Origin of the sequence: Microbispora catharanthi, assembly GCF_006334915.2 — a bacterium.
GTDB lineage: Bacteria > Actinomycetota > Actinomycetes > Streptosporangiales > Streptosporangiaceae > Microbispora > Microbispora catharanthi.
Genome location: NZ_VDMA02000001.1, coordinates 147,039 through 159,098 on the forward strand (window position 1 = coordinate 147,039; position 12,060 = coordinate 159,098).

The 12,060-nt window shown below is 72.3% G+C and carries 12 protein-coding genes; 4 read left to right on the forward strand and 8 right to left on the reverse strand.

The genetic code is table 11. The annotated features are described in order from the left end of the window. Positions 1 to 2: 2 nt before the first annotated feature. The 3 genes from FH610_RS00620 (at position 3) to FH610_RS00630 (ending at position 3,156) form a co-directional block, all read left to right on the forward strand. Positions 3 to 1,166: an acyl-CoA dehydrogenase family protein gene (locus tag FH610_RS00620; protein WP_139572160.1), complete on the forward strand. Its 1,164-nt coding sequence runs from the start codon at positions 3 to 5 to the stop codon at positions 1,164 to 1,166. A gap of 80 nt (positions 1,167 to 1,246) precedes the next feature. Continuing rightward, positions 1,247 to 2,506, forward strand: coding sequence for a C39 family peptidase (locus tag FH610_RS00625; RefSeq protein WP_139572161.1), 1,260 nt, complete (start codon positions 1,247 to 1,249; stop codon positions 2,504 to 2,506). Between the two features lie 59 nt (positions 2,507 to 2,565). Continuing rightward, positions 2,566 to 3,156: a TetR/AcrR family transcriptional regulator gene (locus tag FH610_RS00630; protein ID WP_139572162.1), complete on the forward strand. Its 591-nt coding sequence runs from the start codon at positions 2,566 to 2,568 to the stop codon at positions 3,154 to 3,156. Here the strand turns inward: FH610_RS00630 and FH610_RS00635 are convergent. The 5 genes from FH610_RS00635 to FH610_RS00655 form a co-directional block, all read right to left on the reverse strand. After that, positions 3,142 to 4,827 (reverse strand): alpha/beta hydrolase, encoded by a 1,686-nt coding sequence (locus tag FH610_RS00635; RefSeq protein ID WP_139572163.1) that lies wholly within the window; start codon positions 4,825 to 4,827, stop codon positions 3,142 to 3,144. The genes FH610_RS00630 and FH610_RS00635 overlap by 15 nt on opposite strands. A gap of 266 nt (positions 4,828 to 5,093) precedes the next feature. After that, positions 5,094 to 6,020, reverse strand: a complete 927-nt coding sequence (locus FH610_RS00640; RefSeq protein ID WP_139572164.1) for an aminoglycoside phosphotransferase family protein — start codon at positions 6,018 to 6,020, stop codon at positions 5,094 to 5,096. Between the two features lie 147 nt (positions 6,021 to 6,167). Next, positions 6,168 to 6,341: a nuclear transport factor 2 family protein gene (locus FH610_RS00645; RefSeq protein WP_139572165.1), complete on the reverse strand. Its 174-nt coding sequence runs from the start codon at positions 6,339 to 6,341 to the stop codon at positions 6,168 to 6,170. After that, positions 6,338 to 6,862, reverse strand: coding sequence for a nuclear transport factor 2 family protein (locus FH610_RS00650; RefSeq protein WP_139572166.1), 525 nt, complete (start codon positions 6,860 to 6,862; stop codon positions 6,338 to 6,340). Before FH610_RS00650 ends, FH610_RS00645 begins: the two co-directional genes overlap by 4 nt. Next, positions 6,855 to 7,736: an LLM class F420-dependent oxidoreductase gene (locus FH610_RS00655; protein WP_139572167.1), complete on the reverse strand. Its 882-nt coding sequence runs from the start codon at positions 7,734 to 7,736 to the stop codon at positions 6,855 to 6,857. The genes FH610_RS00650 and FH610_RS00655 overlap by 8 nt, the downstream gene beginning before the upstream one ends. Before the next feature lie 192 nt (positions 7,737 to 7,928). On the opposite strand from FH610_RS00655, the gene FH610_RS00660 reads away from it, so the two are divergent. Further along, positions 7,929 to 8,819, forward strand: a complete 891-nt coding sequence (locus FH610_RS00660; RefSeq protein WP_205825436.1) for an IclR family transcriptional regulator — start codon at positions 7,929 to 7,931, stop codon at positions 8,817 to 8,819. A gap of 71 nt (positions 8,820 to 8,890) precedes the next feature. Here the strand turns inward: FH610_RS00660 and FH610_RS00665 are convergent, their stop codons facing one another. The 3 genes from FH610_RS00665 to FH610_RS00675 form a co-directional block, all read right to left on the reverse strand. Next, on the reverse strand, positions 8,891 to 10,729 hold the full coding sequence (locus FH610_RS00665; protein WP_161627872.1) for an HNH endonuclease signature motif containing protein: 1,839 nt from the start codon (positions 10,727 to 10,729) through the stop codon (positions 8,891 to 8,893). Positions 10,730 to 10,837: 108 nt separating this feature from the next. Continuing rightward, positions 10,838 to 11,218, reverse strand: coding sequence for a VOC family protein (locus FH610_RS00670; protein ID WP_139572169.1), 381 nt, complete (start codon positions 11,216 to 11,218; stop codon positions 10,838 to 10,840). A gap of 86 nt (positions 11,219 to 11,304) precedes the next feature. Then, positions 11,305 to 11,877 (reverse strand): flavin reductase family protein, encoded by a 573-nt coding sequence (locus tag FH610_RS00675; RefSeq protein ID WP_139572170.1) that lies wholly within the window; start codon positions 11,875 to 11,877, stop codon positions 11,305 to 11,307. Between the last annotated feature and the right edge of the window lie 183 nt (positions 11,878 to 12,060).

Sequence of the window (12,060 nt, forward strand, 5' to 3'; positions counted from 1 at the left end):
GTGTGAACCGGAGCGAGACGTTCAGGGCAGAGGTGCGGGCCTGGCTGGAGGGCAACCTGTCGGGCGAGTTCGCCGGCGCCCGGGGGCTGGGCGGGCCCGGCCGCGAGCACGAGGCGTTCGACGTGCGGCTGGCCTGGGAGCGGCACATGGCCGAGGCCGGCTGGACCTGTCTGGGCTGGCCCGAGCAGTACGGCGGGCGGGGCGCGAGCGTCGAGGAGCAGGTCGCCTTCCACGAAGAGTACGCGCTGGCCGGCGCGCCCGCCCGGGTCGGCCACATCGGCGAGAACCTGCTCGGCCCGACGATCATCGCGTTCGGCACCGACGAGCAGCGCGCCCGCTTCCTGCCCCCGATCGTGGCCGCGCGGGAGCTGTGGTGCCAGGGCTACTCCGAGCCGAACGCCGGTTCCGACCTGGCCAACGTGCAGACCCGCGCCGAGCTGGACGGCGACCGCTGGCGGGTCACCGGCCAGAAGGTGTGGACCTCCCTGGCCATGGAGGCCGACTGGTGCTTCGTGGTCTGCCGCACCGAGCCGGGCTCGGCGCGTCACCGCGGCCTGTCCTACCTGCTCGTGCCCATGCGGCAGGACGGGGTGGAGATCCGGCCCATCGTCCAGATGACCGGGACGAGCGAGTTCAACGAGGTGTTCTTCGACGGCGCGGTGACGGACGCCGCGAACATCGTGGGCGCGCCCGGCGACGGCTGGAAGATCGCCATGGCGACGCTCGGCTTCGAGCGCGGCGTGGCCACGCTCGGCCAGCAGGTGGGCTTCCGCCGCGAGCTGGAGGCGATCGTCGCGCTGGCCCGCAGGACCGGCGCGGTCGACGACCCCCTGCTGCGCGACCGGCTCGTCCGCTCCTGGATCGGGCTGGAGGTCATGCGGCTCAACGCCGTCCGCACGATGGCCGGCATCGCGGCGGGCGCGCCGGGCCCGGAGTCGTCCATCTCCAAGCTGGTGTGGGGCGTGTGGCACCGCGAGCTCGGCGAGCTGGCCATGGACGTGCTCGGCGCGGCCGGCATGGTCGCCGACGGCCCGCCGTACGACCTGAGCGACGAGCAGCGGCTCTACCTGTTCTCCCGGTCGGACACCATCTACGCGGGCTCGAACGAGATCCAGCGCACCATCATCGGCGAGCGCGTGCTGGGCCTGCCCCGCGAACCCCGGTAGCGGATACGTATTCCTGCCGATGTGCCGGACGGGCCGCGGTCTCTACCGTCGAGGGCGCCGACGAGACCCCGAGGTGAGCCATGCGCGTGCTGACCGCGTTCCTGTCCGCCCTTCTGATGACCTCCTCCCTCACCGTCACCTCCACGGCCGCCGAGGCCGTGACCAAACCCCCGCCGTCCGCCGTCGACGTCGTCTACCAGCGGGCCCACTTCGGCCCCGGCCTGCGGGAGGGCGTGAAGGCGGGCGACACGCTGTCCTTCGCCGCCCCCGTGGGCACGATCTCCTACAGCGACGCACTCGGCACCAAGACCTGGGAGTACGCCCGGTGGACCGCCCCCGAGCGGCCCATCGGGTTCGCCGCCACCGAGCTGGTGGCCTCCTGGAACGCCGACGTGCCCGCCGGTAGCTGGCTGCAGGTCGAGATGCGCGGCCGCCACGCCGCCGGGCAGACGAAGTGGTACGTGCTCGGCCGCTGGGCGTACGGCGACGAGGACATCCGCCGCACGTCGCTGTCCGGGCAGCGGGACGCCGACGGCACCGTCTCGGTCGACACGTTCGTGGCCGCGGCGGGCAAGGCGATCACCTCCTACCAGCTGCGCGTGACGCTGTACCGCGCGCCGGGCTCGGCCGTGAAGCCGGTCGTGCGCGCGCTCGGCGCGATGGCCTCCGCCGTGCCCGACCGGGCGACCGTCCCGGTCAGCCCCGGCGGCATCGCCTGGGGCGTCGAGCTGCCCGTGCCCCGCCGCTCGCAGAACGTCCACGAGGGCCACTACCCCGAGTGGGACGGCGGGGGAGAGGCGTGGTGCAGCCCGACCTCGACCACCATGGTCCTCGGCTACTGGGGCAAGTGGCCCAGCAAGCAGGACACCTCCTGGGTGGACCCCTCCGACCCCAACCCCGAGGTCGACTACGCCGCCCGGTACACCTACGACTACGCGTACGAGGGGGCGGGCAACTGGCCGTTCAACGCGGCCTACGCGGGACGGTACGGGCTGGAGGGATTCGTCACCCGGCTCCGCTCGCTGACCGAGCTCGAGCGGCTGATCCGGGCCGGGATCCCGGTCGTCACCTCGCAGTCGTTCAAGGCCGAGGAACTGCCGGGCGCGGGATACAGCACCAACGGCCACCTCATGGTCATCATCGGCTTCACCGCCGACGGTGACGTGATCGCCAACGACCCCGCCTCGCCGGACAACGACGCGGTGCGCCACGTCTACCCGCGGGCCGACTTCGAGAACGTCTGGCTGCGCAGCACCGGCAGCGGCGGGATCGTGTACGTCATCCACCCGAAGAACCACCCCCTGCCGCCAACCACGCCGGGGCTGCCGGCCAACTGGTAAAGGTCACGCCGGGCCCGGCGGTGTCCGGCCGCGGGCCCGGCCCTCCTATAGTTAGTCAGGTGACTGACTCGACGAGTGCCCGGGTGAGGGCCGCGAGCGCCAAGCGGCAGCGGCTCATGGCCGCCGCCGCGCAGGTGGTGCACCGGCAGGGCGCAGAACGCACCACCATCGCCGACATCGCCCGCGCCGCCGACGTCCCGGTCGGCAACGTGTACTACTACTTCAAGACCAAGGACGAGCTCGTGGCCGCCGCGCTGGCCGAGCACGCCCGCTACCTGCGGGATCTCACCGAACGGCTGGAGCGCCTGCCGGACCCCCGGGAGCGGCTCAAGGGACTCGTGGAGATGTGGGTCGGTCAGCGCGACCTCGCGGCCCGGTACGGCTGCCCGACCGGCACGCTCGCCGCCGAGCTGGACAAACGAGACGAGGGCGGCCTGGACACGGAGGCGGGCAGGGTCATCCGGCTGCTGCTCGACTGGGTCGAGGGACAGTTCCGCGAGCTCGGCCTGCCCGAGCCCGACGGCCTCGCCCTGACCCTGGTGGGCGCCTACCAGGGCATGTCGCTGCTGGCCAACGCCCTGCGCGACCCCGAGATCATGACGCGCGAGGGGGCCCGGCTGATCGGCTGGCTCGACTCACTGCCCGCCTGACCCTGCCGCGTGTTTCGCGAGCAGGATGGTCAGCGCCGCGGTCCGCGCGTCGTCCCACCCGTCCGGCGGCGCGATCCGCGCCCAGGCGGCGATCACGTCGCCATCGTAGTCGTGCCCGTGCCCCGGCGGCGCGTCGAGGGAGAACACCAGATCGGCGGTGATCTGCCAGAACGTCACGAACGGATACCACCGGATCCAGGGCAGAACGTCGTCGCCGCGCCGCTCCTCCAGCCAGTCGGGACGGGCGAGGACGAGCCTGGGCGTCCACCACACGATCGGGTCGGAAGGATGCTGGAGGTAGACGACCCGCGGCGCGTTCCACGGTGACGCGGGGAAATCCAGGTCCGAGGGGCGGTTGGCGAAGCGCACGGTCTCGCCGTCCCGGTAGACGGGAAGCGCCTCCCTGCTGCCCGGGTCGCGGCCGTCGACGAGCCGCCGCCACAGCGCGCTGCTGTCCGGAGGCCCGACGAACAGCGCGCCGTCTGTGCGCTCACGCAGGTCCCGGTCGCCGCCGAACGCCGACTCCGCGCCGAACGCCCCCAGGCTCTCCCCGAAGACCAGCAGCTTGGGCCGGTGACCGGCGGGCAGCACCGACCAGCGGGCGTACACCTGGTCGAACAGCTCGCGCCCGGCCGCCCTGGCCCGCTCCCGGTCCACCAGGAACGACAGCCAGCTCGGCAGGTAGGAGTACTGCATGGAGACCAGGGCGGTGTCGCCGCCGTACATGAACTCCAGGGCGGCGCCCGCCTGGGGGTCCACCCAGCCGGTGCCGGTGGTCGTGATCACGCAGAGCACCTTGCGGCCGAACGCGCCGGTCCGCTCCAGTTCCCGTACGGCCAGGGCGGCCCTTTCGTGTGTGGTCTCGGCGGAGTCGAGCCCCGCGTAGACCCGGATCGGGGAGACGGCGGGCCGCCCGCTGAAGCGGCTCAACTCGCCCACCGTCGGCGCGTCCGCGGCGAAGGCGCGGCCCTCCAGGCCGAGGGACGTCCAGGAGACGAGCGAGGAGGGGCTGCCCGACAGCGTGGTGGCCCCCGGCGGGGTGACGCCGGGGGCGGTCTCGGTGTTGATCGCGGCGAAGCTGCGGTCGGCCCCCTTGAGCAGGGTCTCGGTGAGGATCCCGTCGGTCAGGAAGACGGCCAGCACGCCCACCCCGAGCCCCGCGGCGAACTGCGCGGCCGTCGCGGGGAACCATCGCCCCAGGAGACGGCCCAGCGCCCGCGCCGCGATCCGCAGCGCCCGGGCGGCGGCCAGCAGGGCGAGGAACAGGGCCGCCGCGATCAGCGGAACGCCGAGATAGTTGAGCCGCTCCGGCGGGTCCAGCCCCATGAGCACGTAGATGTCCCGCTGCGCGCGCACACCCAGGACCAGAGAGGCCGCGCCGAGACCGCAGCCGAACGTCGCGACCAGACGCCGGACCCGCCGCCGTCCCTTGCGGTTCCACGCCGCGCGCCACTTCGCCGGGAGCCGTGCCGCGGCCGGGCGTACGAGTGTGCCGGCGAACACCCCGGCGAGGTATCCGGTGGCGGTGAGCACGCCCGCGATGATCCCCTGCAGCGTCCAGGGCCGGGGCAGCAACGACGGCGTGAGGGACAGGGAGAAGAAGGTGGCGGCGAGGACGATCCCGGCCGTGTCCAGCGGCGCGTTGAGACGCAGCCGCCGTCTTTCCCCCATCAGGTCCCCGATCCCCGCACCGTCCGCTGGCCTATGGAGCAGGCAGGCTATCAAGGTCACGAACAGGTCACGGCGCGGGTGTGGGGCGCGTCCCGGTCATCGGGAGCGGTCCGATCCGGCCCCGCGCCGCGCCGATAGCGTCCCGCGTGAGCGGAGCGATGAAACACGCCGTGCCGGCCCCCGTGGCGGCGAACACGACCGCCGACCCCGAGTGGATCGCCGGGCTGGACCAACATGCCCGACCACCCCTGAAACGCGCGTCCGGCTCATCCCCACCGGGTGAGTACGGCCGCGGCGATCGCGACCTGCACGGGGTCCAGCCCCGTCTTGCCGTCTTCGACGTCCCAGAGCGCGTTCTGCAACACGCGGCCGAGGGTCCAGCCGGCCGCCCGCTTCCGGTCGAGGCCGACGACCTCGGTCAGCAGGTCGAAGCGGCGGAGCACCGCGCGGGCGACGTCGCCGGTGGCCGCCACCTCGTCCCACCGGTTGTCCAAGGCGGGCAGCAGCTCGAATCCGGGGTCGCCGGCCAGCGGTTCCGGGTCGATGACGAGCCAGGGTTCCCGCTCCCCGGCGAGGACGTTGTCGTAGTGCAGGTCCCAATGCAACAGGCGGTCGCCCGGTTCGCCGGCCAGCTCGGCCACGGCGGACGCGCAGACGCGCACCAGCCGCCGCTCGCCCGGGTCACGCAGTGCGTGTACGGCCCGCGGGACCTTGTCGAGCATGGCGGCGGCGACCCCGGCGAGCCCCCGCACGCCCTCGGGCGCGGGCACCGCGGTCAGGCGGGCCAGCAACTCGGCCAGGATTCGCAGGGCCGCGACGTCGTCGGCCACCGAGGACAGGGGCCGGGCCGCGTCGAGCCGTTCCAGCAACTGCGTGCCGCTTGGCCCGTCATGGTCGAGCAGGCGCACGACACCGTCGCCGTTCCACGCCCGCAGTCCGGCGGCCGCGCCGGCGGTCTCCTCCCGGAGCCGCTGAAGCTTGAGCACGGCGGGTGTCCCGTCGGCCCGGAGCACGGGCAGGACGAGCGACGCCATGCCGTGGGCCGCCGGGCCGTCGGGCCGCAGTCCCCAGCGTTCCAGGAACTCGCCGCCCAGACGCGGCAGCCCGGCGATCCAGGCGCGCTCCTCGGCGCCGTGCGCGCCGTAGGAGGCGGCGAACGCGTCGGGAACGTCGATGTGCCGTGAGGTGGTCATCGATTCTCCTTCGAAGTCAACCGTGGGAAGAACGAAGGAGAACCGAGGAGGAGCCCGATCATCGGGCAGACGTCAAAGCATGCCTCCACCCTATCGAGCGACAGGGGGCTCAGCCGGGCTGGAGAACCCCGAAGTCGCCGACCGCCATCAGCCGCCGAGGTGCGCCCGGATCGTGGCGACGATCTCCGCCCGGCCCGTGCGGCGGTAGCCGGTGGCGTCCGGGGTGAAGGCGGCCGCGACCGACTCCCAGTCGCGCCGGTCGAGCGGCGTGGCGAACGCGGCGAGCCGTTCGACGATCTGCCGCCGGTCGTCGTCCGTCATGCCCGCTCTCCGTTCGGTACAGCAGTGGAGACGCCGCTCGCGAGCAGGGCGGGGGACTCGGGGCGGCCGTCCAGCACCCGGGCGGTGCGGTTGACGATCCGCCATCCGGTGTCCGTGCGGCGCAGCGTCCAGTGGTTGGCCGTCGCGCGGCGGAGCACGAACCCGCCGTCCTCGTGCGTGACCATCAGGGAGTAGGAGACCGCGATCGCGTCGTCACCCGCGACGGTCACACGCGGCGGACCGGCGAAGTGCGCGCAGCCGCCCGCGATCCAGCCCTGGTGGGCGTCGGAGCGCACCATCGCCGCGATCTGATCCTGCCCGCGCATGAGCAGTTCGTCCACGTCGTACACGCCGTCGGTGTCCCACAGGCCGGCGACGGCGTCCGCGCCGCCGCTGTCCACCAGCGGTCCGTAGGAGAGGATGAGCCGGGTCACCTCCCGCTCGTCCTCCAGGGCGCGGGTGCGCTCCTCCAGGCGGGCCAGCCGCCGTCCGATGTCGGTCCCGGTCGTCGTGTCAGCCATCGGTCCTCCCGAAGCCGGCGCCCATCGCGGTGGCGAGGTCGTGCAGCGCCTCCAACTGCTCCCGGTAGTGGTCCGCAGAGGTCGCGGCGACGGTGACGCCGGCGACGGTCGCGCCCGCGTCGCGCACCCGTTCCAGCGCGCGCCGCGCGGCGTCCGGGGCTGCCTGGGGATCCACCGGCCGGCCCGCCGCCAGCACGACGTCGAAGGCGTCCGGCAGGTCCGCCTCGCGGACCATCGACGCGAGTGTCTCCAGGGGCAGTCCGAACGGCACCCACCCGTCGCCGTACATCGCGGCGCGGCGCAGCGAGCGCGGGGTGCGCCCGCCGATCCACAGCGGCACCCGGGGCTGCACGGCGTGCGGCTCCACCACGAACCCGGAGAAGTCGTAGAACTCGCCGTGGAACTCCGGCTCCCGCTGCGACAGCGCGGCGCGCAGCGCCGCGATCGCCTCGTCGGCCCGCGCCCCCCGGCCCTCGAACGGCACGCCGAGCAGGTCGAACTCCTCCTTGAGGCTGCCCACGCCGAGGCCCAGTGTGAGCCGCCCGCCGCTGACGCGGTCGAGCGTGCCGTACCGCTTGGCGATCGCGAGGGGGTGGTGGTAGCCCAGCACCAGCACCTGCGTGATCAGCCGGATCCGCCGGGTGCGCGCCGCGAGGTAGCCGAAGGTCGCCAGCGGATCCCAGTAGACGGCGCCGCGCTCGGCGGCGACGGCGGCCGGGACGGCCACGTGCTCGCTGCAGGTGAGGTGGTGGTAGCCCAGCCGGTCGGCGGTCTCCGCGATCCGGGCCAGGTCGTCCATGCCGGCCTCGCGTTCCCACTCGGAGTGGACCCCGGGCAGCCGGACCACGACAGGACTGACGATGCCGATCCGCACCGGCGCACCTCCACATCAGCGACATGCTTCGCAGAAATCTTTCTAGTGGAGGCCGTTGCCCGAGCCGCCGCTCGTCCCGCTGACCGGAACCGGGCACGAGGCAGCAGACCGGGAGGCCTCTTCCCCCTATCCAGGGACGTGATGCGTTGCTACATTCCGAGGCAAGAATTAATTTCAGTTTTGGGAGGTGTGATGACCGCTCTCCGTGCCGAACACGAGGCGACGGCGCCCGCTCGACGAGAGCTGCCGCCGTCGATGGTCGAACGGATGACGTTGATCATGGACGCGTTCACCGGTCGCTCCACCCGTCTCACGCTCGAGGACGTGGCCCGCTGCACACACCTTCCGCGCTCGACGGCTCATCGCATCCTCGACCAGCTCGTACGGCTGGACTGGCTGGACCACACGTCGTTCGGCTACAGCCTGGGCAAGCGGGCGCTCGGGCTCGGCGGCCGGGACGGCAGCCACGGCGAGATCCGGGAGGCCGCCGCGCCGCTGCTGCACAACCTGCAGATCAGAACCGGTATGGTCGTCCACCTCGCCGTGCTCGACGGCGCCGAGGTGTTCTACCTCGACAAGGTCGGCGGCCGGTTCGCCCTGTCGGTTCCGTCGCGCGTCGGCGGCCGGGCCCCGGCCCACTGCACCGCGCTCGGCAAGGCGATCCTCGCCTGGCTGGAGCCCGAGCAGGTCGAGGCGCTCATCGACGGGCACATCAGCCGGCTGACCAACCGGACGATCGGCGACATCGGCACGCTGCACCAGGAGCTCAACCGCATCCGGCAGCGCCGCGGGCTCGCCTTCGAGCGGGGGGAGTGCTTCCCCGACATCTCCTGCGTCGCCGCGGCCGTGCGCGGTCACGAGGGGCCGGTGGCCAGCATCTCCCTGGTGGGCGACGCCCGCACGCCGCTGGAGAAGGTGGCCCCGCTTGTGGTCGACGCCGCGCGGCAGGTCTCGCTCGCCCTCTTCCCCGACCTTGACTCCCAGCGCAGGTCCCGGGCCGTCCACCGCGTGCCGGACCGCACCTGGTCCCCGGAGACCATGAACCGCCTGCTCGCCGTCGGCCAGAACGGCGACTGGCTCTGAACCGGCCCACGGCATCCTCCCGTCGTGGCCGGAATGATCGGAGTGACCGACCGGATTCGGCTTGACCGCATCTAGATCCGCAGCCGTCTGGTGTGGGCCGGGTGGTAGGTGAAGGCCCAGCGGTCGGTGCCGGCTTTGCGGCGGGTGTAGCGGTCGGGGTGGCGGTAGCGGTCGCGGTTGTGGAACTGGCAGGCCGGTCCGAGCAGTTTCAGGTCGGTGAGGCCGCCGTTGCTCCAGTTGTCGGCGTGGTCGATCTGGCACATGGTGGCGGGCAGTGGGCAGCCGTCGATCCAGCAGGTGGCGTAACGGGCGAACACCGCCCTGCGTTGGGCGGGGGTGGCCAGGCGGGACTTGCGGCCCATGTCCAGCACCTGCCCTTCGGCGTCCATGACCAGGCGGACCAGGCTGCTGGTGCGGGCAAGGCGGTGCACACTGGAGACGGGCAGCATCTGTCCGGTCGCCAGCAACACCCCCGGCGCCGTCCCCAAGACCGCTCCCAGCAACGACCCCAGCGACGCTCCCGGTGACGTTCCCTGCGCTGTCCCGAGCAGCGTCTCCGGCGCTGTTCCCGGTGGCGTCCCCGGCATTTCGCCCGAGGACCCCCCTGGCTCGCCGCTACAGCCGCATGCGCCCTGATCATCCGCCGCGCCCTCGGGCGTGGCCTGCGCATGCCGGCAGTCCCCCGCAGGCCGATGCCCGGCGTGGGCGTGATGCGCAGCGGCATCCTCGGGAGGAGGATCCGGCCGCGCTGCGTGCGGAGGCACCGTGTGGGGAGGCTCCGCGGCTTCATCGGAACCGGCATCGGCCTCTGCCTCCGCGTCTGCTTCGGCCTCGGTAATACCAGGGTCGGTGTCTTCGAAGTGGCCGGGGTCGTCGGCGCTTCCGCTGTCGTTCACGTCGGCGGGGTGGTCGGGGCCGGGGGTGGCGGATTCGGGGTCGGTGGGGAGGGATTCGGCGGTGACCAGGACCAGGAGCTCGGCGGCGATCTTCTGCTCCAGCAACGCGATGAACGCATCCGCCTGGCGGACCCTCAGCGGCCGGTCATCGCCCTCCGCGCGCGGTTTGGCGTAGGCGTCCAGGAACGCCCGCAGCCGGGCGGCCGCCTCACGGGGCAGGTGGAACTCCCCTTCCAGGCCGCCCCCCTTCGTGGGGCGGACCCTCAGGAACCGCCGCCCGTAGTCGGCCTGCTCATCGCGGTCTTCCCCGTCGGGGTCCAGCACCGCCCGCAGGTAGCGGCCCGCTTTGGCCACCTCCGCCGCGCCCGCCTTGCCCGCCAGCTCCAGCAAAATCGGCTCGGCCAACCCCGCATGCTCATCGCTCAACTGGGCGGTGGCCATGCAGATCGCCTCCACCACCCCCGCCGCCAACCCACCCGTGGCGAACTTCTCCCGCACCCGCGGCAGACGCGCCAACTCCACCGCCAGCGTGAGCAGGCGGCCGGCACCGGGCACGCTCATGCCTCCGGCGGTGCGTAGCCAGCTGCGGGTGGAGGCATGCCCATGCCCCTTGGCCCGCCCCGCACCATGCACCCGCCCCACCCGCTCTGCCAACGCGCACGTGATCCGATCCCGCGCGAACAGCAACTCCTCCGCCTCGGCAAGACAGATATCCGCATCGTCCGGAAGCGGCGTCAGCGCCAACGCCTGCGCCGACTCACGCAACGACGCCACCAACAGCCAGGACGAGCGACGCCGCTCACCATCCGCCCGGCGATCACCTGCGGCTTCGTCCGAGGCGCTATCGGTATCCGAGCCCGAGGCGCGGCCACTGGCAGGGCCGTCGTTTGCTTCGGAGGGGTCGTCTAAGGCCCACAGAGGGGAGTCGGCGGTCAGCCGGTCACGCCAATTCTCTGAGGAGGTTTTCGAATCAGGGAGGGATTCGTCATGGGCTGCAGACAGGTCCACCACCACTCCCTCCATTAATTCGAAAACTTGTGTGAATTTTCTCATCGCCGCAGGTCGTCGAGCAACCGGACGGAGCGATTAGCTGGAGTTACAGGCGGGGAGGCGAGGGCGAAGTCAGGGCCAGGTCCTGGCGGTTGCGGCGAAGACATCCGGGTCGCTCGCCACGGGAAGGACGCAGACCAGTTGGCCGCCGGGGACACGCAGCACATGGCAATCCAGCCAACGCGCCACCTGCGTGGCGCCGAGAGCGGTCAGCCGTGCGGTCTCGGCCTCGACGTCGTCGGTCTCGATGTCCAGGTGGTATCGGGGTGCGCCGTCGATCGCCTGTACGGCGACGGTGAGCCCCGCAATCGCCTCGTGCAGCGAGACGAACTGCGGCTCCTCGGGATCGACCCGAGTGGGGACGCCGAGGGCGGCGGACCAGAAGGCCGCGGCCTCGCCGGCCTCGCCCTCAGGGGAGTCGATCAGGATGGCGTAGACGCGGCTCCGATGCATGCCCACAGACTAGGACGGCAAGATCGGCCCGCGGCGGGGCGTGATGATTCACCGCGAAGGGGCCGCGGTGAGGGGGAGGCCGATGCTCAGCCCCAGTGGTCGCCCCAGCCCCACAGATTGGGGCCGAGGGCGGCGGCCTGGTCGTCCTGCTCCACGCCGAACCGGCCGCGGAAGAACAGCATCGGGCGCTGTTCGATGTCGACGGTTTCGAGCTCGCGCACGTGGCCGATGATCACGTCGTGGTCGCCGGCGACATGCACGTCGCGCACGTCGCCGTGGACGCGCAGCAGCACCTGCCGCAACGCCGGAGTGCCCCATCGCGACAGGTCCCAGTCGAGTCCCGCGAACTTGGCGCCCTTACTGGAGCCGAACCGGCCGCAAAGGTCGATCTGGTCCTCGCCGAGGACGTTCACGCAGAAGCGGCCCGACCTCCTGATCCGCGGCCAGGCCCGGCCCTTGTGGTCGGCGCAGAAGAGGATCAGCGGCGGTTCGAGGGACACCGACGCGAACGACTGGCAGGCGAAGCCCACCGGCTCGCCGTCGTCGAGGCCCGTGACCACGGTCACGCCGGTCGCGAACATGCCCAGCGCGCGCCGGAACTCGGCCGGCGTCGGCGGCGCCACCTCGGTGAACTCGGGGTCGGCGGGTGCAGCGGTCATGGACTCACCTCGCGTGCGTGTCGGTGCCTCAGGTAACGAACTTACAAACCCCCTCGTGGGCGGATCGCACGGGGATCCCGGTCAATGGAAGCCGCGTACGGGCGGGGTCACGGTCCGAGCAGGTCACCGGGGCCGCCCGCCCCGGTCTCGCTCATCGGGATGATCGCCCTGTTCGCGGCGTCT

Bases quoted from the DNA above. Each gene is read 5' to 3' on its own strand.
- FH610_RS00625 (WP_139572161.1), top strand. From the start codon at position 1,247: ATGCGCGTGCTGACCGCGTTCCTGTCCGCCCTTCTGATGACCTCCTCC.
- FH610_RS00635 (WP_139572163.1), bottom strand. From the start codon at position 4,827: ATGGGGGAAAGACGGCGGCTGCGTCTCAACGCGCCGCTGGACACGGCC.
- FH610_RS00640 (WP_139572164.1), bottom strand. From the start codon at position 6,020: ATGACCACCTCACGGCACATCGACGTTCCCGACGCGTTCGCCGCCTCC.
- FH610_RS00645 (WP_139572165.1), bottom strand. From the start codon at position 6,341: ATGACGGACGACGACCGGCGGCAGATCGTCGAACGGCTCGCCGCGTTC.
- FH610_RS00650 (WP_139572166.1), bottom strand. From the start codon at position 6,862: ATGGCTGACACGACGACCGGGACCGACATCGGACGGCGGCTGGCCCGC.
- FH610_RS00660 (WP_205825436.1), top strand. From the start codon at position 7,929: ATGACCGCTCTCCGTGCCGAACACGAGGCGACGGCGCCCGCTCGACGA.
- FH610_RS00670 (WP_139572169.1), bottom strand. From the start codon at position 11,218: ATGCATCGGAGCCGCGTCTACGCCATCCTGATCGACTCCCCTGAGGGC.
- FH610_RS00675 (WP_139572170.1), bottom strand. From the start codon at position 11,877: ATGACCGCTGCACCCGCCGACCCCGAGTTCACCGAGGTGGCGCCGCCG.